Source organism: Micromonospora sp. NPDC049275, assembly GCF_043197115.1.
Lineage (GTDB): Bacteria > Actinomycetota > Actinomycetes > Mycobacteriales > Micromonosporaceae > Micromonospora.
Window position 1 is genome coordinate 20,955 of record NZ_JBICSN010000021.1, and the last position, 26,096, is coordinate 47,050.

General features: G+C 72.2%; 22 protein-coding genes and 2 pseudogenes. 16 read left to right on the top strand and 8 right to left on the bottom strand.

Annotated elements, in window-relative coordinates:
- Nucleotides 1-164 precede the first annotated feature (164 nt).
- Nucleotides 165-920, top strand: a complete 756-nt coding sequence (locus tag ACGFIE_RS32105) for a DUF5131 family protein (protein WP_393301946.1) — start codon at nt 165-167, stop codon at nt 918-920.
- A gap of 36 nt (nt 921-956) precedes the next feature.
- On the opposite strand, the gene tcmP is transcribed toward ACGFIE_RS32105, so the two are convergent.
- Entirely contained in the window at nt 957-2,117 is a 1,161-nt protein-coding gene (gene tcmP / locus ACGFIE_RS32110) for a three-Cys-motif partner protein TcmP (protein WP_393301949.1), read from the bottom strand.
- 177 nt (nt 2,118-2,294) lie between these two features.
- Nucleotides 2,295-2,561, bottom strand: a complete 267-nt coding sequence (locus ACGFIE_RS32115; RefSeq protein WP_358109721.1) for a winged helix-turn-helix domain-containing protein — start codon at nt 2,559-2,561, stop codon at nt 2,295-2,297.
- A 253-nt stretch (nt 2,562-2,814) separates the two neighbouring features.
- Between ACGFIE_RS32115 and ACGFIE_RS32120 the strand changes: the two genes are divergently transcribed.
- From ACGFIE_RS32120 to ACGFIE_RS32145, 6 genes and pseudogenes are all read left to right on the top strand, one after another.
- Nucleotides 2,815-3,075: a hypothetical protein gene (locus tag ACGFIE_RS32120; protein WP_393301952.1), complete on the top strand. Its 261-nt coding sequence runs from the start codon at nt 2,815-2,817 to the stop codon at nt 3,073-3,075.
- Nucleotides 3,076-3,291: 216 nt separating this feature from the next.
- Nucleotides 3,292-4,491, top strand: a complete 1,200-nt coding sequence (locus tag ACGFIE_RS32125) for a substrate-binding domain-containing protein (RefSeq protein ID WP_007465458.1) — start codon at nt 3,292-3,294, stop codon at nt 4,489-4,491.
- A 2-nt stretch (nt 4,492-4,493) separates the two neighbouring features.
- A pseudogene (locus tag ACGFIE_RS32130) lies at nt 4,494-5,238 on the top strand (ABC transporter ATP-binding protein).
- Entirely contained in the window at nt 5,235-5,963 is a 729-nt protein-coding gene (locus tag ACGFIE_RS32135) for an ABC transporter ATP-binding protein (RefSeq protein ID WP_393301956.1), read from the top strand. The pseudogene ACGFIE_RS32130 and the gene ACGFIE_RS32135 overlap by 4 nt, the downstream one beginning before the upstream one ends.
- Nucleotides 5,963-6,853: a branched-chain amino acid ABC transporter permease gene (locus tag ACGFIE_RS32140; protein ID WP_363684377.1), complete on the top strand. Its 891-nt coding sequence runs from the start codon at nt 5,963-5,965 to the stop codon at nt 6,851-6,853. The genes ACGFIE_RS32135 and ACGFIE_RS32140 overlap by 1 nt, the downstream gene beginning before the upstream one ends.
- Nucleotides 6,850-7,953 carry a branched-chain amino acid ABC transporter permease gene (locus ACGFIE_RS32145; protein WP_393301959.1) on the top strand — a complete coding sequence of 368 codons (1,104 nt, stop codon included), beginning with the start codon at nt 6,850-6,852 and terminating at the stop codon, nt 7,951-7,953. Before ACGFIE_RS32140 ends, ACGFIE_RS32145 begins: the two co-directional genes overlap by 4 nt.
- 194 nt (nt 7,954-8,147) lie before the next feature.
- Here the strand turns inward: ACGFIE_RS32145 and ACGFIE_RS32150 are convergent, their stop codons facing one another.
- The gene (locus tag ACGFIE_RS32150; protein ID WP_393301962.1) at nt 8,148-8,969 is read right to left on the bottom strand and encodes a hypothetical protein; all 822 of its coding nucleotides are present in this window, start codon (nt 8,967-8,969) and stop codon (nt 8,148-8,150) included.
- Nucleotides 8,970-9,111: 142 nt separating this feature from the next.
- On the opposite strand from ACGFIE_RS32150, the gene ACGFIE_RS32155 reads away from it, so the two are divergent.
- The 4 genes from ACGFIE_RS32155 (at nt 9,112) to ACGFIE_RS32170 (ending at nt 14,409) form a co-directional block, all read left to right on the top strand.
- On the top strand, nt 9,112-10,812 hold the full coding sequence (locus tag ACGFIE_RS32155; protein WP_393301965.1) for a BTAD domain-containing putative transcriptional regulator: 1,701 nt from the start codon (nt 9,112-9,114) through the stop codon (nt 10,810-10,812).
- A 56-nt stretch (nt 10,813-10,868) separates the two neighbouring features.
- A complete protein-coding gene (locus ACGFIE_RS32160) occupies nt 10,869-12,989 on the top strand; it encodes a DEAD/DEAH box helicase (RefSeq protein WP_393301967.1) in 2,121 nt (706 codons plus the stop codon).
- Between the two features lie 264 nt (nt 12,990-13,253).
- Nucleotides 13,254-13,484, top strand: a complete 231-nt coding sequence (locus tag ACGFIE_RS32165; protein WP_393301970.1) for a heavy-metal-associated domain-containing protein — start codon at nt 13,254-13,256, stop codon at nt 13,482-13,484.
- Nucleotides 13,477-14,409, top strand: coding sequence for a hypothetical protein (locus tag ACGFIE_RS32170; protein ID WP_393301973.1), 933 nt, complete (start codon nt 13,477-13,479; stop codon nt 14,407-14,409). The genes ACGFIE_RS32165 and ACGFIE_RS32170 overlap by 8 nt, the downstream gene beginning before the upstream one ends.
- 147 nt (nt 14,410-14,556) lie before the next feature.
- Here ACGFIE_RS32170 and ACGFIE_RS32175 read toward each other — a convergent pair whose 3' ends face one another.
- Nucleotides 14,557-14,973 (bottom strand): helix-turn-helix domain-containing protein, encoded by a 417-nt coding sequence (locus ACGFIE_RS32175; protein WP_393301976.1) that lies wholly within the window; start codon nt 14,971-14,973, stop codon nt 14,557-14,559.
- A gap of 239 nt (nt 14,974-15,212) precedes the next feature.
- Between ACGFIE_RS32175 and ACGFIE_RS32180 the strand changes: the two genes are divergently transcribed.
- A complete protein-coding gene (locus ACGFIE_RS32180; protein ID WP_393301979.1) occupies nt 15,213-15,656 on the top strand; it encodes a hypothetical protein in 444 nt (147 codons plus the stop codon).
- A gap of 47 nt (nt 15,657-15,703) precedes the next feature.
- On the opposite strand, the gene ACGFIE_RS32185 is transcribed toward ACGFIE_RS32180, so the two are convergent.
- Nucleotides 15,704-16,858, bottom strand: coding sequence for a class I SAM-dependent methyltransferase (locus ACGFIE_RS32185; protein WP_393301982.1), 1,155 nt, complete (start codon nt 16,856-16,858; stop codon nt 15,704-15,706).
- An 88-nt stretch (nt 16,859-16,946) separates the two neighbouring features.
- Nucleotides 16,947-18,656: a DEAD/DEAH box helicase gene (locus ACGFIE_RS32190; protein ID WP_393301985.1), complete on the bottom strand. Its 1,710-nt coding sequence runs from the start codon at nt 18,654-18,656 to the stop codon at nt 16,947-16,949.
- Nucleotides 18,657-18,961: 305 nt separating this feature from the next.
- Between ACGFIE_RS32190 and ACGFIE_RS32195 the strand changes: the two are divergent.
- A pseudogene (locus tag ACGFIE_RS32195) lies at nt 18,962-19,374 on the top strand (ferritin-like fold-containing protein).
- Between the two features lie 76 nt (nt 19,375-19,450).
- Here the strand turns inward: ACGFIE_RS32195 and ACGFIE_RS32200 are convergent.
- Nucleotides 19,451-19,678, bottom strand: a complete 228-nt coding sequence (locus tag ACGFIE_RS32200) for a DUF3107 domain-containing protein (protein WP_007465428.1) — start codon at nt 19,676-19,678, stop codon at nt 19,451-19,453.
- Nucleotides 19,679-19,740: 62 nt separating this feature from the next.
- Entirely contained in the window at nt 19,741-20,379 is a 639-nt protein-coding gene (locus ACGFIE_RS32205; protein WP_039909051.1) for a TetR/AcrR family transcriptional regulator, read from the bottom strand.
- Between the two features lie 147 nt (nt 20,380-20,526).
- Here ACGFIE_RS32205 and ACGFIE_RS32210 point away from each other — a divergent pair, with 147 nt between their 5' ends.
- The 3 genes from ACGFIE_RS32210 to ACGFIE_RS32220 are packed head-to-tail and all read left to right on the top strand — an operon-like array spanning nt 20,527 to nt 26,050.
- Entirely contained in the window at nt 20,527-24,198 is a 3,672-nt protein-coding gene (locus tag ACGFIE_RS32210) for a hypothetical protein (protein ID WP_393301988.1), read from the top strand.
- A gap of 23 nt (nt 24,199-24,221) precedes the next feature.
- The gene (locus ACGFIE_RS32215) at nt 24,222-25,196 is read left to right on the top strand and encodes an alpha/beta fold hydrolase (RefSeq protein WP_393301991.1); all 975 of its coding nucleotides are present in this window, start codon (nt 24,222-24,224) and stop codon (nt 25,194-25,196) included.
- 5 nt (nt 25,197-25,201) lie between these two features.
- A complete protein-coding gene (locus tag ACGFIE_RS32220) occupies nt 25,202-26,050 on the top strand; it encodes a DUF3152 domain-containing protein (RefSeq protein WP_393301994.1) in 849 nt (282 codons plus the stop codon).
- Nucleotides 26,051-26,096 lie beyond the last annotated feature (46 nt).

Consider the following 26,096-nt stretch of genomic DNA (forward strand, 5'->3'; position numbering starts at 1 on the left):
ATGCCGTAAACGAATCGCACTTGCGCGCAATCTGTCCCGCGTGCTTTGGCGGCATGGCTGGCGGTTTCGTAGCCAGTGAAGATGACGGGCCGACACGCCGCGCAACCCTTCCCATGCGTACGGTTGTTCGACAGTATTGGCCCGTCGAGTGGAAGGAGAGGTGCATGGCAGACAAAAGCGCCATCGAGTGGACGGAAGCAACCTGGAATCCCACCACCGGTTGTGACCGCATCTCGTCGGGCTGCGACAACTGCTATGCCATGACTCTCGCCAAGCGCTTGAAGGCCATGGGCTCGGCCAAGTATCAGACCGATGGTGACGCCCGCACCTCTGGGCCGGGTTTCGGTGTGGCGCTCCACCCTGATGCCCTCGATATACCGCGACGCTGGCGTGACCCCCGGACGGTCTTCGTCAACTCGATGTCGGACCTCTTCCACGCCAGGGTTCCTTTTGCTTACGTGCAGCAAGTCTTCGACGTCATGCGCGAGACGCCACGCCACACCTTCCAAGTGTTGACGAAGCGCGCAGTTCGACTCGCCAAGGTTGCTCACGATCTTGACTGGCCGGCGAACGTCTGGATGGGTGTAAGCGTCGAGGACGACAGTCAGCGATCCCGGATTGATTTTCTTCGGCAGGTGCCGGCGGCGGTTCGCTTCATCTCGGCCGAGCCCTTGCTTGGTCCGCTGCCGCGGCTCGACCTCGCCGGAATTGACTGGTTGATCGCGGGTGGCGAGTCGGGCCAGGGCTGTCGCCCGATGAACCCGTCTTGGGTTGCCGATCTCCGCGACCAGTGCGGCCAGGCGGGAACCGCCTTCTTCTTCAAGCAGTGGGGTGGTCGCACACCCAAGGCGGGCGGTCGCCTACTTGACGGCCGTACCTGGGATGAGATGCCAACGCCTCGCGTGGCCGCTGCGGCCTGAGGGCAATCAGGCGGACCTTCGTTGAGGATCCGCCTCTCAGAGACGCCGAATGGGCTCCTTCCAGAAGTCCCCGACGCCGCTGTGGTCAATCAGACCTTGCCGGTGTAGCGACTTGACTGCCTGCCGCGCATGCCGCGTCCACGCCTGGCCGAGCACTCCCCGATAAACCTCAGGCACCCGCTCCGCTAGCTGGACCCGGCTCGATTCCCCAAGCATCCGAACGATGTTCTGCTCAACAACTCGCGCCACCCGCGGCAGGTTGCCGTTCACATATGCATTCCGGTCGAACGGAATCGACCCAAATAGAGTGTCCTGAGTCATCTGGCTGGTGTACCGGGCTTCCTCCAGGTCCACGCCTGCTTGCCCCAGGGCATCGGCGAAGTGCCACGCGCCTTCCGCGTGCCTGGTGAACAACATCAGGACATACTTCGGGGAGAGTTCCGGACGTGGTCGGACGGGCATCGTTATCGCGCTGAAGCTCGTCCCAGTGGTCAGGCGCTTCTCGTACTCGGCGCCGACCTTGAGGGCGACGTCGGTCGCGGTCTCCTCATCTCCGTCGCCGGTGACCCGAGCAAAGTGCTCCCGCCACCAGTCATCTCCCAGAAACCTCGTGAGGTGGTCAGCCGTCTTCTGCTCAGCAGGAGGCAACTGACCGCCTCTGGAGCGCGCCACTTGAACCGCTCGCCCCATCCTGGCGATGGTAGAGACGCTGAAGTGGAGGAGAACTTCCGTCGGCGGAGTAGCCGGTCGACCGAGGAGCCTTGAGCGCACCAGTCCGAAATCAAGCGCAAGGCCAAACGGATCGAGGAAGGCAAAGAGCGAAGCTTGACGAGCAACCGAGAGGACCTCCGGCAGGTGATCCGCGACGTCGCCCTGCCGAAGGATGCGCCTCGTCGAGCCCCCGCGCTGCTCCAGAACCCGCTCCAGATTGGCGAAGTTGGAAGGATTCTTCTCGACGAAAAAGAGCAGCACGCTTCGAAAGCCCCTGACCGTGTCGGCGCACCGGGACAGCAGGAGCGGCGAACCTTCCTCGCCTTCCTCCTCATACTCGCCTCGTCCGGCGTAACCGTCCAGGAAGACGACCGGTTTGCCCTGGCCGGTCTTGGACGCGAAGACGACCGGGTAGCGCTTCAGGATGCCGTGCTTGAGTACGGCGGCGGCCTTGCGGGACCGGAAGAAGTCGTCATTCGCCGACATCGAGCCTCCCTCGCGTCACCAACGGTGATGCAAAGGTAGCGAAGAGTGTGATTCCCTTTGGCCCCGCTGTTCGCGTCGAGCGCAGCACCCGACACTGGCACCCCGCCTACCAGCATCGATGGCAACGAGTGCTAGTTCGAGGCACCCGCCAAGTCCTTGATCTGACAGTGCGACGAGTCAGTCGCGTGGTCGCTCGGCTACGTAGGTGCCGCGGCCCGGTTGACCGGTGATCAGTTCGCGGTCGTGCAGCAGTGAGAGCGCCCGCGAGGCGGTGTTCATGTGCACGGCGTAGCTCTCGGCGAGTTCCCGAGTGGACGGCAGCTTGTCGCCCGGCTTCAGTTCGCCGCTCTTGATCTTCGCGGCGATCTCGTTGGCGATGCGACGATATGGGGCTTCTGCGGTGGGCATGGTGAGGACTCCGGTCGGTTCGGCGTCTTCGATCATGCCGGCCTACACCAGTTACTGCAACAGGTTGTGGTGTCGCTGCTTCGCACCGTCGACCTACACAAGTATTTGGTGTAGGTTGCTGGTGTCCGGCTCCGGTTGGTTCGGCAAACCCTCGGGGTGCGGGCGTGAGATGGGCTCCGCGTTCGTACCGCCGTCTGGGCTGCGGGTGTGGGGCCGGGCGGTCCGGTGGGCGTCCCCTACCCGCACACCGGACCGCCCACCAAGCCGACGAGGAGCCGACGAGGCGAGAGTGGATGAGGTGAGGATGGGCGCGGGGCGGGAACGGTTCGTGGTGCACCTGCCGGTGGTCGCGGAGGACCTGTCGGGAGCGGTGCGCTTCGCTCGGGCGATCACGCGGGCGCTGGGTTTCCTCGCCGACGTGGACCGTGCCGAGACGACGGTGTCGGAAGAGGATGCTCAGGGCGTACGACATCGGGTCTTCTGTGACCGTTTGCTCGGCGGGCGTCGGCGGTGTCCGCGCCCGGCCGACCACGACGGGCCCTGCGATTGAGCGGGCGGGCCGGATGGCGCGAGGCGACACACGGCTCGCGCGGTCCGTGGGGATTCGGGCCATCGGGGGCGCGGGTCACCGGGTGGTAGTGCGGCCCGCTGTAACCCTCGGCCACCCCCCTCCGGTTACTTGTGTGTTTCCGCCACATAGCCCGTGGGTGACGTCACTTCTAGCGTGAGCCGACAACACAGCATCCTGTCCTCACCTGGAGTCGCGATGACGGTCCGGCACACGCGGCGGGCGTTCCTCTCCGCCGCCACGATGATGGCCGCGGCGTTGGCCGCCACGGCCTGTGGTAGCCCGCAGGACACCGCCACCGGCGGCGGCGACAGCGCCGCCCCGGTCAAGGTCGGCCTGGTGTACTCCCAGTCGGGAGCCCTGGCCAGCTACGGAAAGCAGTACATCGAGGGGTTCAAGGCGGGGCTGGACTTCGCCACCAAGGGCACCGGCAAGGTGGGTGACCGGAAGATCGAGTTGACCGAGGTCGACGACGCGGGCGACCCGGCCAAGGCCGTCTCCGCGGCGAAGGACCTGATCGGCAAGGGTACGAAGATCATTGCCGGTTCGACCGCTTCCGGTGTGGCGCTCCAGGTCGCGCCGATCGCGGCGCAGAACAAGGTCCTGTTCATCTCCGGCCCAGCCGCGACCGACGCGGTGACCGGGGCGAACAAGTACACGTTCCGATCCGGCCGTCAGTCCTATCAGGACGTGGTGACCGCCAAGTCGTTCATCGGCGACCCGGCCGGCAAGAAGGTAGTGGTCTTCGCCCAGGACGGCGCGTTCGGCGACGCCAACGAGGCGGCCGTCAAGGCCGTCATCGGCAGCGCGGGCGCCACCGTCAGCAGCGTCCGGGCGCCGGCCAGCGCCACCGAGTTCACGCCGTTCGCCAGCCAGATCAAGGCCGCCAAGCCGGACCTGCTCTTCGTCGCCTGGGCCGGCACCACCGCCCCGGCCATGTGGCAGACGCTCGACCAGCAGGGCGTGCTCTCCTCCACCACTGTCGTCACCGGCCTGGACATCCGGGCCTCCTGGCCGACGTTCGGGGCGGCCGGCGCGAAGATCTCCTTCCTGTCGCACTACTTCGACGGCGCGTCCGACACCGAGGCCAGCAAGGCGCTGAAGGCCAAGGTGAACACCATCGACCTGTTCCACCCGGACGGCTTCGCCGCCGCCCAGATGGTGGTCCGCGCGGTGCAGGAGGGCGGTGACGACGTCGACAAGATGGTCACCGCGCTGGAGGGCTGGAGCTTCGACGGAGTCAAGGGCAAGATGACCATCCGCGCGGCCGACCACGCGCTGCTCCAGCCGATGTTCCAGGCCAAGCTGACCGGAAGCGGCACCGCCTTCACGGCTACCGCGCAGAAGAGCCTCACCGGTGACGAGACCGCGCCGCCGGCCGTGGCCATGAAGGGCTGACCATGCTCGCCACCCGCGGTCTGACCTGGCGGATCGGTGAGGTCGCCATCGTCGACAGCGTCTACCTCGACCTCGCGCCCGGGGAGTTCCTGGGCGTGATCGGGCCGAACGGCGCCGGCAAGACCTCACTGTTCAACCTGATCACCGGCCTGCGCCGGGCCACGGAGGGCCGGGTCGTCCTGGACGGGCAGGACATCGGGGAGCTCCCGCCGCACCGGCGGGCCCGCCTCGGTCTGGGCCGTACCTTCCAGGCGTCCTCGGTCTTCGGCTCGCTCAGCGTGCGGGAGAACGTCCGGCTCGCCGTGCAGGCGCACCGCGGGGGCTCGATGGCGCTGTGGCGTCGGGCGGCGGCCGACCGGGAGGTCGCCGCCCGACGCCGACGCGGCGCTCGACCGGGTCGGCCTCGCCCACCGGGGTACGGCACTCGCCGGCACCCTGGCCCACGGCGAGAAGCGCAAGCTGGAGATCGCCCTGCTGCTCGCCGGTGAGCCGCGGGTGATGCTGCTCGACGAGCCGATGGCCGGGGTCAGCGCCGAGGACGTGCCCGAGCTGGTCGCCGTCATCAAGTCGTTGACCGGCGACAGCGGTCGGGCGGTGCTGATGGTCGAGCACCACATGGACGTGATCCTCGAACTCGCCGACCGGATCGCCGTCATGCACCACGGCGCGCTGCTGGCCTGCGACACCCCGGAGACGGTGATGGCGAACCCCACCGTGCAAGAGGCCTACCTGGGGGAGTCGCTGTGAGCGAACCCGTTCTCACCGTGGAGGACCTGTCGGTCCGGATCTCCGGGCTGCACATCCTCCAGGGCGTGTCCTTCACCGTCGCGCCGACCGGCGTGACAGTCCTGCTCGGCCGCAACGGCGTCGGCAAGACCACCACGCTGCGCGCGATCGTCGGCCTCACCCCGCCCGCCGGGGAGGTCCGCGGCACCATCCGCATGGGCGCGCAGAGCCTGCTGGCCCGGCCCACGCACCGGCTGGTCCGTGGTGGGCTCGGCTACGTGCCCGAAGACCGATGCGTGTTCGCCGGCCTCACCGTCGCCGAGAACCTGCGGCTCGCCGAGCGGCGCGGCACCACCCCGGCGTACGACAAGGTCTTCGCGCTCTTTCCGGAGCTGGACCGGCGCGGACGCCAGAGGGCCGGCTCGCTGTCCGGTGGGCAGCAGCAGATGCTCGCGATCGGGCGGGTGCTGCTCAACGACAACCGGCTGCTGCTTGTCGACGAGCCGACCAAGGGGTTGGCGCCAAAGGTGGTGACCGAGGTGGCCGAGGTGTTGGAACGGGTCGCGGAGTCGGTGCCGGTGCTGCTCGTCGAGCAGAACCTGGCAGTCGTACGCCGACTGGCCCGCGACGCGGTGGTGCTGGCCGCCGGCAAGGTGGCCTGGACCGGCGACGCCCACGAGTTGCTGTTGGAGACCGCGTTGACGAAGTCGCTGCTCGGTGTCGGCTCCGCGGAGGTGAAGCACTGATGGGCACCGTGATCCTGTTGGCGCTGACCGGGCTCGGTCTGGCGGCGCTGTACTTCCTGGTCGCCTCCGGTCTGTCCCTGGTCTTCGGTCTGGCCGACGTGCTCAACTTCGCGCACGGGCTGTTCCTCGGCGTGGGCGCGTACGGCACCTGGTGGGCGGCGGGCAACCTGCCGGGCGCCGGCCCGGACGGGTTCGGCTTCGTGTTCGCTGTCGCCTTCGGGGTGGCCGCCGGAACGCTTGTGGCGATCCTTGTGGAGTTGGTGCTGATCCGGCCGCTCTACTCCCGCACGATCGAACAGGTGCTTGTCACCGTCGGTCTGTCCCTGGCCGGGGTGGCGCTGCTGCAGGCCACGTGGGGTGCGGACGCGCGCACCTTCCCCCGCCCCGACTGGACCCGGCAGGTCACCGGGATCCTCGGCGCGCAGGTGCCCAACGGCGGCCTACTGCTTATCGTCGCGGCGGTGCTGGTGCTCGGCGCGATCCTGGCGTTCCTGCGGTGGACCCGGTACGGCCTGGTGATCCGGGCCGGTGTGGAGAACCGGGAGATGGTGACCGCGCTCGGCATCGACGTCCGCAAGGCGTTCACGCTTGTCTTCGCCATCGGCGGGGCGGCAGCCGCGCTAGCCGGTGCGCTCGGTGGGGTCTACTTCGGCACCGTCTCGCCCGGCCAGGGCGGCTCGCTGCTGATCTTCGCGTTCATCGTGGTGGTGATCGGCGGGATGGGTTCGGTGGTCGGCTCCGCGTACGCGGCCGTCGTCGTCGGGCTGGTGCAGCAGTTCGTCAACTACTACGGCACGTCCGGGCTGGGCGACATCTGCGTGGTCGGGCTGCTGGCCGTGGTGCTGCTGCTGCGCCCGCAGGGCATCGCCGGAAAGGTGGCAACGGCATGACGGTGATCGACGCGCCTCGCGCGCAGGTGCCCGACGAACTGAGTCCGCAGCGGGGGCGGTGGCACCGGGTCCGTCCGTTCCTGCCGCTGGTCGCGCTGGCCGTGCTGGCGATCCTGCCGTACTCGACGATTTCCCTGCCGGGGATCTTCGAGGGGCCGGTCAACTCACCCGGCACCCTGCAACTGCTCGCCATCTGCCTGATCTTCGGCGGGTTGGCGGCCGGGTACGACCTGCTCTTCGGCCGGACCGGGATGCTCTCCTTCGGGCACGCGCTGTACTTCGCCGCCGGTGTCTACGGCACCGACATCCTGGTCACGCGTGCCGGTCTGCCGCTGTGGCAGGCGGCGCTGCTGACCATCACCGGCGGCACCATCCTCGCCGCGCTGCTCGGCGCGGTGGCGCTGCGGACGGTGGGCATCGCGTTCGCCATGGTCACGTTGGCCTTCGCCCAGGTCGGGGCGATCCTGGTGGCCCGGGACTTCGGCGGGCTCACCGGCGGCGAGGAGGGCCTGCCGCTGGACGTGTCGGGGCTGCCCGCCGGGCTGGTGGGGGTCACCAACACGGTCAACCTGTACTGGTTGGCGCTGGCGTACCTGACGCTGGTGGTCTTCGTGGTGCACCGGGTGAGCGGGTCACCTACCGGGCGGGTGCTCGCCGGGCTGCGCGACGACGAGCGGCGGATCGGCGTCCTCGGGCTGGACCCGTACCGGTACAAGCTGGTGGCGTTCACCCTCGCCGGCGGGCTGGCGTCGGCGGGCGGGGTGGTCTACGTCCTGATCGTCGGCGGCGCGTCGCCGCACATCACGTCCTCCGAGCTGACCCTGTCGCTGCTGGTCATGGTGGTGCTCGGCGGGCCGGGCACCCGGTGGGGGCCAGTGCTCGGCGGCGTCCTCTACATGTACCTGGACCACCGGCTCACCGCCTTCGGCACGAGCGACGCGGTCGACAACCTGCCGGCCTTTCTCAGCCGTCCGCTGAGCCAGCCCCTGTTCGTCCTGGGCACGGTCTTCATCCTGGCCGTCTACTTCTTCCCCGGAGGCCTAACCAGCCTGGCCCCCCGCCTATCCCACCTAACCAAAACCCTCCGCCCCCCACGCTGACCCCCACCCAACCCCACCCCCACCCCCACCCCCACCCCCACCCCCACCCCACCCTCGTCGATCATGGAGTTATTGCCACGACACGCCGTGTCGGATGGCGATAACTCCATGATCGACGGGGTTCTCCGGAACTGTCCGCGACGCTGAAAAGGGCGGCGGCCCCCCGTGCGGCCGCCGCCCTCCTGTGTCGTGGGTCAGCCGTTCAGCATCTCGTACGCCATCGCCGGCGCCTTCGTGACGGCGGCGCCGGTCGGCACGCTGATCTTCGGCGCACTGCCGTAGTCGGCGTACTTGACGACGTAGTCGTACGCCTTCGCCTTGCCGGCGGCGGGCATCTTCAGCGTCAGCGAGGCCAGGTGCTTGTCCGCGCCGACGACGGCGGTGAACGGCACCTTCTTGGCGGCCTCGCCGAGGGCGGCCGCCTCGCCGTCCTCCAGCGCCTTCGCCGCGTCCGTCTCGCTCACGTCGATGAACCCGACGTACTGGCCGGGGCTCTTCTCCTCGACCGAGGTGGCCGCCTGGAGGAGCGGCCCGGTGTTGCCCTGGTCCACGCCGTCGTAGGCGGGGATGTCAAGGGCGCCGGTCAGCTTCTTGGGGTCCAGCTTCATCCACTTGTCGGGGAACTTCGGGAGGCCGGGGTGGCCGCTGAGCTTCGCCTTCACCCAGTTCTGATCCTCGATCACCAGGAACGACATCTTCACGACGATGCCGTCGGAGTCCGCCGGCATGGCCATGTTGAGCTCGAACCCCTTGGCTGCTGGGTCGATCCGGCCGTTGATCGTGCTCGTCGCGTCCTTGCCGCTGAACCGGAACGCCCCCTCGGTGCCATCCGGGACGGCCTCCAGGAGCGCCTCCTTCGGGTTGGCGCTCGGGCTGGCGGACGGGCTGCTCTGCGGTGCCGCAGCCGGTTCGCTCTTCGGCCCGCAACCCGCGAGCAGGGTGGTCGCGGTCAGCACGGCGGCGGCCGTACCGACCGTCCGTCGGATGGTGCCGGCGGTGCCCGTTGCCTGTGTCATCGCACTTCTCTTTCTCGCTGCCTGGCTTCTGCCGACGACGATGCTGCCGGCCGGCACGGCGGACCGGCTGCCGATATGCTGCCGTCCGGCTGCCGGGCACTGCCGTCCGGCGCTCACGGGGGTGTCAGGAGCGGAAACTCGCATGTCAGGACAGCTGCGTTTCGAGATCCTCGGGCCTCAGCGGGCCTGGCACGCAGACCGGGAGATCGACCTCGGTCCGGGTAAGCAGCGCGCGGTGTTAGCCGTACTGCTGCTCTCCGCCGGCCGTCCGGTGTCCACCGGGCAGATCGTCGACGCGGTCTGGCCGGAGGAGCCGCCCGCGAACGGCCCGAACGTCGTGCAGAAGTACGTGGCCGGACTGCGCCGGGTACTGGAACCGGACCGGTCGCCGCGTACGCCGGGACAGGTGCTCAGCCTGACCGACGCCGGCTATCTGCTGCGGGTGGACCCCGAGGCCGTGGACGCGGTCCGCTTCGAACGGGGCGTGCAGGCCGCCCGCCAGCGGCACGCGACAGGGCGTACGGAGCAGGCGCTGAGTGAGCTGGCCACAGCCCTGGATCTCTGGCAGGGGGAGCCGTTCACCGGCTTCACCGGGCCGATCTTCGAGGCGGCCCGGCAGCGGCTGGTGGAGTTGCGGGCCGTGGCGCTGGAGACCCGGGCCGAGCTGACGTTGGACCTCGGGCGGCACCGCGAGACGGTCGGTGAGCTGGTGGAACTGGTGGCCGAGTTTCCCGTCCGGGAACGGCTGCGCCACCAGCTCATGCTCGCGCTCTACCGCAGCGGGCGGCAGGCCGAGGCTCTCGCCGCCTACCGGGAGTTCGGCGACCTGCTCCGCGAGGAGTACGGCATCGAGCCGGGCGAGGCGTTACAGGAACTGCACCGGCGCATCCTCCGCTCGGACCCCCGGCTGACACCTGCCAAACCAACGCCGACACCGACGCCGACGCCGACGCCAACACCGACTCCGACTCCGACTCCGCCCGAACCCGGGCCGGGCACGTCGCCGCCGCCCACCGGGCTCGCGTCCCACCCGCCGGCGCTCGGTGCGGCACCCGTGCCGTCTCCGCGGACCGGCGGCACGTCAGGTGTCCCCCCGTCGCTCCTGGCGGACCTGTCTGCCACCGCACCACAGGCGTTCGCCCGCCCGGACGCGTCCCCCTTGTCGAACAAGACCGTCCGGATCCTCGGCACGGCGCTCGTCGTACTCTCCTTCGGCTGCCTGACCTGGCTTGTGGTCCTGGCCTACGCCGCCTGGCGGCGGAGTTGGCGGCTCGCCTTGGCCGGTGTCGGGTACCTCGTCGTGCTCGTCGCCGAGATCGCCCTGCTCGAGCTCGACGCTCCCGAGGAGGAGGTGTCCGGACCGGTCGCGGCGTCCTTCCTGGGACTGGCCTGCATCACCTGGCTGTTCGGGGCGGCGCAGGTGGCCCTGCTCGGCAGTGGGCTCTGGGCGGCGATCATCGGCCGCCCGGGCAGCGCGCGGGATCGCGCCGGCGAGGAGCGACGCCTTCGTCGGGAACATGCCAGGTACCTGCTCTACCACTACCCGGCCGCTCGCGGGGAGTTGCGCCTCGGACGGCCCGACCTGCCCCGTACCTTCGACGACGGCGGTCTGATCGACGTCAACGCGGTTCCGGAGCAGGCGCTCATGGCCCTGCCCGGCCTGACACCCGAGCAGGGCCGGTTGATCGTGATGGACCGGTGGCTGCGCGGCCCGTACGCGTCGATGGAAGAACTCGCGGCGCGCTGCCTGCTGCCTCCGCACGCCACCGAGCCACTCCGCGACCTGTTGCTCTTCCTACCCCCGGCGTCCCAGCCCGACGAGGCCCGCACGGCCGGATCGTGACCGGAACCTCCCGCGCGGCCCGGGGTTCTGGCGTACGGCGCTGGTAGAAATGCCGGATGGGCGACGAGCGGGCGGCGGTACGGGAGCGGGCCGAGGCGGTGCTGCGCCGGCTGGCCGGTGAGCACGCCCGACTGCGCGAGGATCAGTGGCGGGCCATCGAGGCGCTTGTCGTCGACAGGCGACGGGTGCTCTGCGTGCAGCGGACCGGTTGGGGCAAGTCTGCTGTCTACTTCGTGGCCACCGCCCTGCTGCGCGACAGCGGGCAGGCCGACCAGGCCGGGCCGACGGTCATCGTGTCGCCGCTGCTGGCGTTGATGCGCAACCAGGTCGAGGCGGCCGCTCGGGCCGGCATCCGGGCTCGCACGATCAACTCGGCGAACCTCGACGAGTGGGCCGAGATCACCGCCGAGATCCAGACCGGCGCGGTGGACGTGCTGCTGATCAGCCCGGAACGCCTCAACAACCCGGACTTCCGCGACGGCGTCCTGCCGAAGTTGGCCGCGACCACCGGCCTGCTGGTGGTCGACGAGGCGCACTGCGTCTCCGACTGGGGGCACGACTTCCGACCCGACTACCGCAGGCTGCGGACGTTCCTCGCCGAGCTGCCCGAGCGCACCCCCGTGCTGGCCACCACCGCGACCGCCAACGCCCGGGTCACGCAGGACGTGGCCGAGCAGTTGGGCGACGCCCTCGTCCTGCGCGGCACGCTGGACCGCGAGTCGCTGCGCCTCGGTGTGCTCGACCTGCCCAGCCCGGCGCACCGGCTGGCCTGGCTCGCCGACCATCTGGATCAGCTGCCCGGCTCGGGCATCGTCTACACGCTCACCGTCGCGGCAGCGGGGGAGACGGCCGATTTCCTGCGCTCCCGGGGCTACCCGGTCTCCTCGTACAGCGGGCAGACCGACGACGCCGACCGGCGGGCCGCCGAGCAGGACCTGCTCGACAACAAGATCAAGGCGCTGGTCGCCACAAGCGCGCTCGGCATGGGCTTCGACAAGCCCGACCTGGGCTTCGTCGTCCACCTCGGCGCGCCCCCCTCGCCGATCGCGTACTACCAGCAGGTCGGCCGCGCCGGCCGCGCCGTCGAGCACGCCGAGGTGCTGCTCCTGCCCGGCATCGAGGACGCCGCCATCTGGCGCTACTTCGCCTCCCTGGCGTTCCCGCCGGAGCAGCAGGTTCGTGCCGTGCTGGCCGCCCTGCACACCGACCGCCCGCTCTCCACCCAGGCCCTCGAACCCCTCGTCGACCTGCGCCGGGCCCGCCTCGAGCTGATGCTCAAGGTGCTCGACGTGGACGGCGCTGTCCGCCGGGTGCGCGGTGGTTGGCTCGCCACCGGCGAGCCCTGGGTCTATGACGAGGCCCGGTTGCGCCGCGTCGCCGAGGCGCGCACCGTCGAGCAACAGGCCATGCGGGAGTACGCGACCACGTCCGACTGCCGAATGCGGTATCTACGGGAACGCCTGGATGACACCGAGGCGACCGACTGCGGCCGGTGCGACAGGTGCGCCGACCCGCTCTTCGCCGCCGACGTGTCGACGGCAGCGCTCGCGGCCGCACAGACCTTCCTGGGCCGCCCCGGCGTGGAGATCGCCCCGAAGAAGCTCTGGCCGACCGGGCTGGACGCGGTGGGCGTACCGCTGAAGGGCCGGATCGCCCCGGCGGACCAGGCGCTGCCCGGCCGCGCGGTCGGGCGCCTCTCCGACCTGGGCTGGGGTGGCCGGCTGCGCGACCTGGTCGGCCCGGAGGCACCGGACGTGCCGGTGCCCGACGACGTCGCCGGCGCGGTGGTCGAGGTGCTGAAGGCGTGGGCGCACGGCGACGACCCGTGGCCCCGCCGTCCGGTCGGGGTGGTCGCGGTGGGCTCCCGCCAGCGGCCCCGGCTGGTCGGCTCGCTGGCCGAGCGGATCGCCACCGTGGGTCGGCTGCCGCTGCTCGGCGCGGTCACCTCGACCGGTCCCAGCGGGCCGCGCGGCAACAGCGCCCAGCGGGTCCGCGCGCTGCACGACGCCTTCTCGGTGCCGGCCGACCTGGCCGACGCGCTGGCCGCCCTGGAGGGGCCGGTGCTGCTCGTCGACGACCTGGTCGACTCGGGTTGGACGATGACGATGGTGGCCCGTGCACTGCGGCGGGCCGGCGCTCCGGATGTGCTGCCGCTGGCTCTCGCCGTGGCCGGCTGATCCGCTGCTCGTGGCGCTCGTGGCGCTCGTGGCGCTCGTGGCGCTCGTGGCGCTCGCGGCCCGGCGGTGCTGGCGGGCCGGCCTCCGGGCCAGAGAGTGCTGGCGGGCCGGGCCTCGTGGACTGGCGCGGGGTGGGCGGCGGGAGCCGGCGGCCCAGCGGTTCGGCTGCCGGGCGGAAAGTTCCCCGGCTGTGCGGATTGCGACGGTCGCCACGCCGTCCCGGCGTCGGGCGGGGCTGGCCGGGCGCGGCGGTACGGTGGCGGCATGACCGATCAGCAGCCCGTGACCCGCGCGTACGCCGTCACTGGCATGACCTGCGCGCACTGTGTGCGTGCGGTCACCGATGAGCTGTCGGCGCTGCCCGGCGTGCGTCAGGTCCAGGTCGACCTGGCGTCCGGCACCGCGACGGTGACCAGCGACAACCCGCTGTCCGACGAGTCGGTGCGGGCGGCCGTCGACGAGGCCGGCTACGTGCTGGACGCTGGCCGTGCCTGAGCAGACCGCCGTCACGCCGGACCGGAGCACCGTCCGGCTGGCGCTGGTCGTCGGCGGGCTGGTCCTCGCCGTGCTGCTCGGCTTCGGCCTCGGCCGCATGAACGGCACCACCACCGGCGGTAGCGGCGGTGCTGCGGCGCTGACCGCCGACCACACCCACCCGCCGGGCACCGGGGCCCACGACCACGGGTCGGTGGCGGGCGCCGACCAGGGCGCTGCCGCCGAGCCGGGCGGCCTGTCGGTCAGCTCGGGCGGATACACGCTCGTCCCGCTGGCCACCGAGTTTCCGGTTGGCCGCCCCGGGCAGCTCCGCTTCCAGGTCCGCGACGTGCAGCGACGCCCGGTCACCAGGTTCGCCGTCGTGCACGACAAGCCGATGCACCTCATCGTGGTCCGTCGGGACCTGACGGGCTACCAGCACCTGCACCCCACCATGTCACCGGACGGCACCTGGGCGGTGCCGATGACCCTCGCGCAGCCGGGGGCGTGGCGGGCGTACGCCGACTTCACGGTGGTCGCCGACAACGGCGCCCAGAGCGCGCTGACCCTCGGCGTGGACCTGGTCGCGCCGGGCCGATACGAGCCTCGTCCCCTGCCGGCGGCAGCCACCTCGACGACCGTGGACGGGTTCACCGTCGGTTACCAGGGCAGTCCACAGGCCGGCGTCACGGTGCCGCTCACCTTCCGGATCGACGGCGCGGCCGGTGGCGCGGTGCTGCAGCGCTACCTCGGGGCGTACGGGCACCTGGTCGCGTTGCGCGAGGGCGACCTCGGCTACCTGCACGTGCATCCGGAACCGGAGCTGGCCGACGGCCAGGTGAAGTTCTGGCTGACCACCCCGGGGTCGGGCCGTTACCGCCTCTACCTCGACTTCCAGGTAGCCAATGAGGTGCACACCGCCGAGTTCACCCTCACAGTCCCCTAACCGGCTGGTAGACCCCCGCGCTCGCTGCGTTGATCATGAAGTTATTGCCACTGCCCGCGGCGTGTCGGGGCAATAACTTCATGATCAACGCGGGGGTGGTCCCTGGGGGTGGTCCCTGGGGGTAGTCCCTGGGGGTGGGGGTGGGGGTTAGCTGGCGCGGCGGGTGGGGCGGCGGGCCAGGTAGCGCAGCAGGTCGCGGATGTGGTGCTTCTCCTCGGCCGGGACGGCGGGATCGGCCAGCCGGTCCAGGATGGCCCGCACGTCGGCCTCGACCGGGCCGTCGTCGCTGCGACGCCTGGTCACCGAGCCGGTGTCGGGCAGCCCGAGCGCCCGGAACGCGGCAGCCACCGGCAGATCCAGTGCGGCGCAGAAGCCGCGTACCTTGGCCAGCTCGGGGTAATCCTGCCAGTCACCGGCGAGCCAGCGGAACACGGTGGAACGGCCCACGCCCGTGTGCGAGGCGAGATCGGTCACGGTCCATCCGCGCTCGTCCCGAGCGTCATCGATGGCACGCCGGACGAAGCGGGCGAAAGCCATCTGCGGTGATACGTCTGCCGAGCTCATCCCGGTCTGTCTGTCCCTCCCGGCTGGGTACGGGGAAGTCGCGCTACCCGAGAGTAGTACGCCAGGGGTCGGAAACCACTGACTGACCGCACAAACTGTCCCATGGACGAGACTCCAACTCGGGCAGTATTCGGACCGGCACCGAGCGATAGTCATCGTTCTTCCCGTAAGCTCGGTGCCCGTCCCGGCACGGCGCACGCGCGCCTGCCGCGTCCGCCGGACCACCGCCGAGGAGCACCATGGCCGAATCGAGCCGTCCGCAGCCGCACCAGCCCGGTGCGGTGAGCCTCTTCTTCGTCGCCAAGGCCGGCGTCTTCGCCGCCGGGTTCTGGGTCTGGCTGCTGATCCTGGTGCTCCGCACCGACGCGGCGACCGGCACCCACGTGCTGGCCGCCACCGGCGCGATCACCACCACGCTGGTCGGCGTGGTGCTGGGCGCCCGGATGGCGCTGCAACGCAACGCCGCCATCCGGCACGCCGAGACGAAGAAGCTGCTCGTGGACATCTCCTGGAACGCGTTCACGGCTGCCGGTAACGCCGAGAGCTCGGGAAAGGTGGTGCCCTTCCCGAGCAGCTCGAGCGAGGACGACCGCTCGACCCTGCGCCCCAGCGGGGACCGGGTGTCGGTCTTCGACCGCTCCGGCGGCCGGGACCGGGGCAACAACGGCGACCGCCGACGCTGAAACCGGGTCGATCGCCGAGGCAGGCCGGCCAGCGGCTTGACCAGGCCCTAGGCGGCGGGCGGCTCGTCGGCGGCGAGCAGGGTCTCCAGCCGGGGTGTGACCCCCCACTGGCCGACGAGCTCGCGGTACTCGGTGCTTCGTGGGTCGCCGGTGCCGCTACGGCGGGCTCGGATCAGCAGGTTGCGGGGCGTGTGCTGGGAGTCGACGAACTCCACCACCTCGGCCCGATACCCGTGCACCCGCAGCAGACCCGCGCGCAGCGCATCGGTGAGCACGTCGGCGAAGCGCTCGCGCAGGATGCCCTGCCGGGTCAACAGTTCGTACGGCGCCGGGGTGGGCTGCGCGCGTAGCTGCTTGGCCAGGTCGTGGTGACAGCACGGGGCGGCGAGCACCCAGCGGGCCTCCCAGCGCACCGCGCGGGCCAGCGCCTCGTCGGTGGCGGTGTCGCAGGCGTGCAGCGCCAGCACCAGATCAGGGGCGGGGTCGACAACGGCCTCGGCGATCGTGCCGGCGACGAAGCTGACCCTGTCGGCCCAGCCGAGTCGCTGCGCCAACTCGGTGTTGCGCTGTCGCTGGTCCTCGCGGACGTCCACGCCCACCAACTCGACGTCCAGCCCTCGGCTGGTCAGGTAGCGGTACGCGGCAAAGGTCAGGTAGGCGTTGCCGCAGCCCAGGTCGACCACCCGCAGCGAGCCGGTCAGGTCGTCGGGCAGGGTCGCGGCCAGGGCCCGCAGGAAGGCGTCGACCTGGCGGCGCTTGGCCGCCGAGCCGCCGATCTCCGCAAAGATCTCATCGCCCGGGTCGAGCAGGTATTCCTTGGCCCGGTCGTTTCCGCCCGGCGTCGCCGCAGGCCGGGTTGTCGCGGCCCGGTGCACCTGCGCCTCGCCGGACTTGGTCACCCGTAGTTGCAACGTCGCGGCGGTCGTCTCCACGTGCCAGTTGCCGAACGGCTCGGCCAGCAGTTCGTCGACCACAGCGGCGGCCTCGGGACCGGAGGCGATGTTGCGGGTGTACGGGCGAGCGCCATCGGACGTGGTGATCTGCATTCGGGGCCCGGCCTTGAGTGTCACCGGCCGCAGTTCGGCCCGCTCAACTGTGGGACGGCGGCCACGGCGACGTCCGGCGGCGACCGCCCGGGTCAGCGCGGGGTCGAGCAGCAGGGCACGAACCTCGGTCAGGGCGGCATCCAGTGGTTCCGGCATCGTTCCATTTTCGGCAGGTGGGGTGGGAGAAGGGAACATCCCCCGCGCCGCGTGCGGCGATGCGGGGGATGTCGGGTGTGGCTGGTGGTCAGTCTGCGGTCGCCTCGGCCGGCGTACCCGCGTCGGAACCGCCACCACGGCGGCGCCGACGGCGGCGCGGCTTCGACGGCTCACCGTCGGACGAGGTGGCGGCCGGCTCGGTGGGACCGGCGTCGGCGAAGATCACCGCGGTCGGCTCGCCCGCGACCGCCTCGCCGGCCCGGCGGCGACGCCGGCGGCGCGGGGTACGGGTGCCTTCCTCGGCTGCGTCAGCCGTGGGTGCCTCGGCGACGGCGGGCGTCGACGTGCCGGCGTCGGCGCGGTCGCGGCGACCGTCGCCCCGGCCGCGGCGCTCGCCCCGACCCTCACCACGGCCGTCGCCGCGGCTCTCACCGCGTCGGGAGCCCCGGCCACCGCTGTCACCCCGGCGGGAGCGGGTCGTCCCACCCAGGTCCTCCTCGATCTCGGCGGACAGCCCGGCCCGGGTGCGCTCGGCAGTGGGCAGGGTGCCGCTGACCTCGGTGGAGATGTGCAGGTCGGTGTAGAGGTGCGGCGACGTGTGGTACGTCTCCGGCGGCTCCGGCATCTCCAGACCGAGGGTCTTGTCGATGATCCGCCAGCGCGGCATGTCGTCCCAGTCGACGAAGGTCACCGCGACGCCCGTGGCCCCGGCCCGGCCGGTACGACCGATCCGGTGGGTGTAGGTGTCCTGGTCTTCCGGGCAGTCGTAGTTGATCACGTGGGTGACGCCCGTGACGTCCAGCCCGCGGGCCGCCACGTCGGTGGCGACCAGGATGTCGATCTTGCCGGCCCGGAAAGCCCGCAGCGCCCGCTCGCGGGCACCCTGGCCGAGGTCACCGTGCACCGCGGCAACCGCGAACCCGCGGAAGTCGAGATCCTCGGCGACCCGGTCGGCGGCCCGCTTGGTGCGGGTGAAGATCATGGTCAGGCCACGCCCCTCCGCCTGGAGGATGCGTGCCACCACCTCGACCTTGTTCATCGAGTGGGTGCGGTAGACCAACTGCTCGGTCTGCGGCGACGGCCCGGTCTCGGCGGTGTGCCCGGCGTGGATCGTCATCGGCTGGCGCAGGAAGCGCCGGGACAGGGTGACGATCGGGTCCGGCATGGTCGCCGAGAACAGCATCGTCTGCCGGTCCTCCGGAAGCATCGCCAGGATCTTCTCGACGTCGTCGAGGAAGCCCAGGTCGAGCATCCGGTCGGCCTCGTCGAGGACGAGCGCGTGCACGCGGTCCAGTCGGAGGTGCTTCTGCTTCTGCAGGTCCATCAAGCGGCCGGGGGTGCCGACAAGGATCTCGACGCCCTTGCGCAGCGCGTCGATCTGCGGCTCGTACGCCACACCGCCGTAGATCGGCAGCACCCGGACGCCGCGCGTCCGGCCGGCGGCGGCCAGGTCCTTGGCGACCTGGATGCCCAGCTCGCGGGTGGGGACGACGACAAGCGCCTGCGGGACGCCGTCGCTGCCCTCACCAGGCGCGAAGACCCGGTCGAGCAGCGGTACGCCGAAGCCGAGGGTCTTGCCGGTGCCGGTCGGCGCCTGACCGATCAGGTCGACGCCGCGCAGCGCGATCGGGATCGCGTACTCCTGGATGGCGAACGCGCGGGTGATGCCGGCCGAGGCCAGGGCCTCGACGGTCTCGGCGCGGGCGCCGAGAGCGGCGAACGTGGGGGCCTCCGGGCGAACCGGGGCGGTGGGGGCCAGTTCCTGGCCGTCCAGCAAATCTTGAGTCAGGTCGCTCATGTGGATGTGGGGGTGCCCTCTCGTGGGTGCGCCCGTCATGTCCTCAGGGCGCGTTCGGTATGACGCGGGCCACACGGTCGGCGGCAGATTGCCGAGCCGGACCGGGCCGCACGCGCGCCGCGGGCTGAGCTTCGATCAGATCGGCGCCCACGGCAACTGCTCTATGCTACCTGAACAGGCAAGCTCACGTCCCGATTCCCGGTCGGCCAGCCGCCACGCGGGGGCAACGGATGTGACCTGCGCCACATCTCTTGATCGCGTTGGGTGCGCCGCCGGAGGAGGCGACGACGCCCTACGCGCAGCCGTTGCGGGCGTACCACGACCCCACCGAGCCGCGGGACTGGGCGGAGGTGGTCACCAAGGCGTACGTGGGCGACGCGATCACCGACGACTCCATCAGGAGATCGCCGACGCGCTGGACGAGCCCGACCCCGCGCTGGTGCTGGACGTGCTGCACGACTCCCGGTACGCCCAGTTCGCCGTCGCCGAGATCCGGGTGGCCGTCGCCGACGATCCCCGGGTGGCCGGTCGGCTCTCCATGTGGGCCCGGCGGCGGCTGGTCGGCGAGGCGTTGTCCCAGGCCGGGCGCGTCGCCGCCGAACGGGCCGCGCTCACCGCACTGATCACACGGGGTGACCGGGTCGACATGCCGGGGCTGTTCGGGAGGCTCACCGCCGCGCACACCGCGCGGATGGCGGTCGCCGGACTGAACAACTGACCGCCACCCGTCGGGTGCGGAACCGGCCCGCGGCAGGTGGCCTGGAAGCGCCTACCTGCCGCGACGGCCGGACTGGTCAGCGAACGGTGAAACCGACCGATCGCGGGGACGCCTCGGCGATCTCGACGTAGGCGACCTTCTCGACCGGAACGATGACCCGTCGGCCCTTCTCGTCGGTCAGGGAGAGCGTGCCGCCGTTGCCGGCGAAGGCGTCGGTGACGATCTGCTCGATCTCGGCCGGCGTCTGCGCGCTGTCCACTACCAGCTCGCGCGGCGCGTACTGCACGCCGATCTTGACCTCCACTGTGCCTCCTCAACTGGGGCGATAACCGCCCTGCGAAGGCTATCCGATCACGGGGTCGGCGGTCAGGCTGACTCACCTTGCAGCGGGAAGCTCGCGATGCCCCGCCAGGACAACGCCGCCACCAGGGCCTCGGCCTCCGCCTTCGGCACCTGCCGGCCGCCGGCCAGCCAGAACTGCGCGGCGGTTTCCGCCGCGCCCACCAGCCCGGAGGCGAGCAGTTCGGCGTGCGACCGGCTCACGCCGGTGTCGGAGATGATGGTGTCGGTGATGGCCGCGATGCAGCCCTGCTCGACCCGCTCCACCCGCTGCCGCACCGCCGGGTCGTTGCGCAGGTCCGATTCGAAGACGAGGCGGAACGCCTCGCTCTCGTGATCGACGAAGTCGAAGTACGCGCGCACCGACGCGCTGACCCGCTCCTTGTTGTCGCTGGTGCCGCGCATCGCCTCGTGCACCTGAGCGACGATGGCGTCACAGTGCGTGTCCAACAGGGCCAGGTAGAGGTCCATCTTTCCCGGGAAGTGTTGGTAGAGCACCGGCTTGGAAACCCCGGCCCGCTCGGCGATGTCGTCCATCGCCGCGGCGTGGTAGCCCTGCGCGACGAATACCTCCTGCGCCGCCGCGAGCAGCTGCTTACGGCGCGCGGAGCGGGGCAGGCGGGTGGGCCTGCCGGCGGTCTGTGCGCCGTTCCCCACAGCGGTCATGGGATCCTCCGAGTTCTCGGTACGGGCCGGCATTTTCCCCCCAGATCGGGACGGCCCTCGACCGTGTCGTGGAAATGGCCCGCCGCTGTAACTTATCGCCACTCTCCCCACACGGTAGCCTCAGCGAGGGCGACCAAGGAGCGCGCGGTGAGTGAAACAGAGCAACCCGGAGCCGCCACCCCGGGAGAGCACGGTGACGGAACGGGTCAGCACGACGACCCGGCCCGCTCCGGCAGCGGGTGGGCGCCCCCGACGGGCGGGTGGTCCCCGTCCGCCGAGCGTGCGGCGGCCGGTGAGCAGGCACCGCCGTGGCAGTCCGCCCCCGCGGCCGGTTGGCGCACCTCCTCCACCAGGCACGGCGATCTGCCCGCGCCCCTGCCCGGGCTGGTCGGTGACTCCGAGCGGCAGGCCCGGGTCAACGGCCACCACACCAACGGCGTCCACCATGACGAGGCCGAGATCGACAGCGACAGCGACAGCAACGGTGACGGCGAGCTCAACGGCGTCCGCCACGGCGATGCGGAGATCAACGGCGTCGCGCACCTCGGCGGCGGGGCCTCGCTGGCACGCCAGACACCGGTGAGCGCGCCACCCGGGCGGACCGTCGAGGACCGGCCCGACGTGGGCGCCGGCCGGCTGGTGGTGCCCGCCCAGCGTCCCGCGCCGGTCGTCGAGCAGGGGCCGGGCGATGCCGAGACCGGTCCGGCCCGGCACTCCACCACCGATCCGGCCGCGCCGCGCAGCGTCCGCTGGGCCGACCCCGGAGTACCCGGCACGGCGCCGGCAGCCATCCAGGTGCCGCCCGTCGGCACGGCCGCCTCGGGTTTCGAGGTGCCGCCCGGTCTCCACGCGCCCACCGGCGAACGGTCGACCGTCGACGATCGACCGGCCGTGTCGCACGGCTGGCGGGCCCCGCTCGCAGCGGAGGCATCGGCCGAGTCCGGGCGCGGCGACGACTCCGAGCCGGAGCGCCCCACCGCAGACACGCACCGAGCCGGTGAGTCTCCCTCCATCGAACCGGACTGGTCCGGCCCCAGCTGGAACCGCCCGAGCTGGGGCAGTGGGTGGGCGCCGCCCTGGTCCCGCCAGGACGGCGAGCCGGCCGGCCGCACGCCGCGGGACGAGTCCGCGCCGGGCTGGGCCGCCGAGCCCCACCTGCCCTACGAGCCGGTGCGCGCCGAGCCGACCCGTCCGTACGAGCCGGTGTCCGCCGAGCCACCCCGTCCGTACGACGTCACCCGGGACGCCCCCCAGGCCGAGGCGAGCGCCGACCGCGGCACGCCCACGCGCCCATCCTGGGCCGGTGAACGTCCGGCCACGACCCCGACCAGCGGGCCTCCGGAGGCGTCCCGACCCGAGCCGGCCGAGCGCCCCTCCTGGGCCGGTGGACTGACGCCCGAGCCGACCAGCACCCTCCCCGCGGGCCGCCCGTCCTGGGCCGCGCCGGTCCCGGTGAGCCCGCCGGCCGACCCGCCCCGCGCGGCTGGCACGGACCCCACCCCGACCAGCGCCCCGCCCGTGCCCCCACGCACCCCTTCGCCCGCCGCCGAGCGCCCCTCCTGGGCCGGCGGCCCCACCCCCACCAGTGGTCCGCCGGCCGCCGGCCGCCCTTCGTGGGCTGGTGCGTCGCCGTCGGACAGCGCCCGCGCCGAGCCGACCAGCGGCCCGCCGGCCGTTGACCGCCCCTCCTGGGCCGGTGGCCCCGCCCCGACCAGCGGCCCGCCGGCCGATGACCGCCCGTCGTGGGCTGGGGCTGCGTCGGGCAGCGTCGCCCGTGCCGAGCCGACCAGTGGCCCGCCGGCCGTTGACCGCCCGTCGTGGGCTGGGGCTGCGTCGGGCAGCGTCGCCCGTGCCGAGCCGACCAGTGGCCCGCCGGCCGTTGACCGCCCCTCCTGGGCCGGTGGGTCGGATCCGACGCCGGCCAGCGCCCCGCCGTCGCGCCCGTCCTGGGCCGGCCCGGCAACAGCCCTCCCGCCGCCGCCGCGACCGTCCTGGGCCGGCGGCTCGGACCCGGCGCCGACAAGCGTCCCGCCGTCGCGTCCGTCCTGGGCGGGCGATCCGACACCCGTCGGCACACCTGCGGGCACGCGCCCGTCCTGGGCGGGCCCGGCACCTGTCGATCCGCCCGCGCGTGTCGATTCGCCGCCACCGGCGCCCGCCGGCCCACCGCCGACGGTGACGGATGCGCCGCCGTCGGCACCACCGGTCCGTCCGGTGGCCGAGCGGCCCTCCTGGGCCGGCGGATCACCGACGCCCGTGGCGGCCGAGCGGCCCGACTGGTCCGAGGGGCGCATCCCGGCAGCTCCGGCCGAACGTCCCTCCTGGCCGGCCACCCGGCCGGCGACCTCTCCCCGGGCGAGCGACGCGGGCGAGTCGACGGGGCCGATCCGGCCGACCGCACCGTTCCGGCTCCGACCAGCTACCCCCGAGCCGCCCGAGGCCTCACCCGCCGAGCCGACACCTGCCGCCCCGACGGCGAGCGGTCCTGCCCTCGCCGGTCCTCCGCCTCCCTCGGTCGGCACCGGTCCGGCCTCCGCCACGAGCGGGCCGGCGCGCAACGACCAGTTGTCACCGGCGTCCGCCCCTCCCTACGCGGCTCGCCGATCCGCCCCCGACCCGGCGTCGCCGACCGAGCCCGCCGACGGCGGTCGACGGCCCGACACGTCGGCGGTGCTGCCGCAGCGCGTCCCCGCGGAACCGGACGTGCCCGTTGTGCCGGAGCCGCCAGCCGTGGAGCCACCCGCCGAAACCCCCGAACTCGCTCGCATCGCCACTCACCTGCGCCGCGACGACGAGCCCGCTCCGTTGCGGGAGCGTCCCGAGGGCTTCGACGTCAACGCCATCCTGGACGCCGTACGGGAGGTCGCGGGCGTCCGGGACGCGGCCCTGCGACGTACGCCGGCCGGGGCGCACAGTCTGCGGCTGGACCTGGCCGACGGTGCCGATCCGGCCGAGGTGAGTCGACAGGTGGCCCGGCTGCTCCAGGAACGGATGGGGCTCGCCGCCGCTCCGCAGAACGTTCCCGGCCTGCCCACCACGCCGACCCCGCCGGTCCGCCGTCGCGCCGCCGAGCCGCGCCCTGCCGCGCCACGACCCGTCGAGCCGCGCGCCGTCGTCGAGCCGCGAGCCGCGGAGCCACGGGTGGCCGAGCCGGGCGACACCGGCGCGGAACCGCGTACCGCCGAGGCCGCGCCGGCGGGTCCGGAGCAGTGGGGCGGGCCGGACGCCGCACGTCGACGGCGGGCGGGCGCCCCGCACCGGGGCCGCGCCACGGTCGAGGAACCCGGCTCGGTCTCGGCGGCGCCCACCGGCGGGGCCACCGGCAGCCCGGCAACGATCGGTACGTCGTACTCCGGCGGGCAGGTGACCACGACGGAATCGGCGCCCTCCCGGCCGCTGGACACCGGCGGCGTGCTGGGGCCGCGCGTGGTCATCGACCACGTGCAGGTCAGCACCTTCGGTCTGGACGCCAATGTCGAGGTGCGGCTGCTGGCCGGCGAGGACAACGCCGCCGGGTACGCGACCGGGCCGGCGGTGGACGGGTACGTGCTGCGGCTCTGTGCGGTGGCCGCGGCCGCCGCCGTGGACGAGTTGCTGCGCGGCGCCGAGAACGCCGAGCGGGGCCGCTGCTTCGTCGAGCACGCGGCGGTGGTGCCGTTCGGCAACTGCGAGGTGGCCACGGTGGTGGTGCTGCTGGTCTGCGAGGGCTGGGTCGAGCAGCTCGCCGGCTCCGCCCTGGTGGCAGGCGACCCGCGGCAGGCGGTGGTTCGGGCGACGCTGGCGGCGGTCAACCGTCGGCTGGAGGCGCTGCTGTCCTGAGTGGTCCGAGGCAGACTGGGAGGATGAAACGCGCCTCCCTCTGGCCGGACCATCTCCTCCCCGAGGTCGGTGTCCCACCGCCGTGGCCGGGCCGGGAGGTTCGCCTCGACGGCGTCACCACGTATGTCCGGGACACTCCGGCGACGACCGTCGGCGCGGAGCCGGCGCTGTACGTGCACGGGCTGGGCGGCTCGTCGCAGAACTGGACCGACCTGGCCGGGCTGCTCGCCGACCGGCTGGACGGCCAGGCCATCGACCTGCCCGGGTTCGGCCGCAGCGAGCCGGGCCCGCGCTACACGATCCCTGCCTTCGCCGACCTGGTCATCCGGTGGATCGAGCACTCCGGTCGGGGGCCGGTCCACCTGTTCGGCAACTCGCTGGGCGGCGCGGTCTCGGTCCAGGTGGCGGCGCTGCGGCCCGACCTGGTCCGTACGCTCACCCTGATCTCTCCGGCGCTGCCTTTCCTGGACTTCCGGCGGTCGTTGCAGGGACGGATGCTGCCCGTGCTTGTCATCCCCCGGGGTGAGCGGCTTGTCGCCCGGCACCTCACCCAACTCGCGCCCGAGGTGATGGCCGAGCAGGTGTTGGAGGCGTGCGTCGCCGACCTCAGCCGCATCTGCGCCCAGCGCCGTGCCGAGGCGTTGGAGGAGATCCGGGTCCGGTACGAGGCGGAGCACTACGCGGCCGCGTACGTCCGGACGTTTCGCGGGCTGGTCTCCAGCTTCCTGCGGGCGTACCTGCCGGGGGCGGGCTCGCTGTGGCGGCTCGCCGGGGCGGTCCGCGCGCCGACGCTTGTGGTGGGAGGCCGGCAGGACCGGCTCGTCGACGTTCGCGTGGCGCCGCAGACCGCCCGGGTCATCCCGGACAGCCGACTGCTGATGCTCGACGGTGTCGGTCACGTGGCGCAGCTGGAGGTTCCTCGGCTTGTCGCCCGGGCGGTGGTCGGCCTGCTCGCCGAAACGGAGGAGGCCGTTCGGCCGTCCTATCTGGCAGGCTGACCAGGATGTTCAGGTCCGCTCGCCGCCGCCGACGCTTCGCGCTGATCGCCCAGTTGGTGGCGGTGGTGCTGGCGGTCGGCGCCGCGGTGAGCGTGATCGCCGAGAGGCCGGGTGAGCCACCCGATCGGCTGACCGCCGAGGAGGTCGCCCCGCCGCCGCTGGTGGGCCGGCCGTTGCCGCCGTCGGCGGATCCGTTGCCGACCGCCATCGCCGCGCCGCCGAGTCCGTCGCCGACCCCGCCGCCGGTGCTGCGGATGCCCGGTGCGGTGCCGACCGCGGGGACCGGCCGGTTCCGCCACGACGACCGCGCCGGCCCGGTGCTGGGTCGGGCGGGTCAGCTGCGCCGCTACCGGGTGGCGGTCGAGTCGGGCAGCAACGAGGACGTCGCCGAGTTCGCGCAGGCTGTCCAGGTGGCGCTCGCCGGGCCGGGGAGCTGGGTCGACAGCGGCCGGTTGCGGTTGCAGCAGGTCCCGGGGGACGCTCCCCGGGACTTCACCGTCTATCTGGCGACCGCCCGTACGGCGGGCCGGATGTGCGCCGACGGTGGCGTGGACATCCGGATCGGCGGGCGGCCGTACACGTCCTGCCGGGCACCCGGCCAGGTGATCATCAACCTGGATCGGTGGCGGTTGTCGGTGCCGCACTTCGTGTCGGCGGGCGTGCCGCTGGCGGTCTACCGGACGTACGTGGTCAACCACGAGGTGGGTCACCAGCTCGGGCACCGGCACGAGCGCTGCCCCGGCGCGGGGCGTCCGGCGCCGGTGATGATGCAGCAGACCCTCTTCCTGCACGGGTGCCGGGTCAACCCGTGGCCGTACGTCGACGGTCGGCGCTACACCGGGCCGGCTCTCTGACCGTTCGGGTGCATAGCGCCGGGAGCCTCGGCATATTGCGTCAATG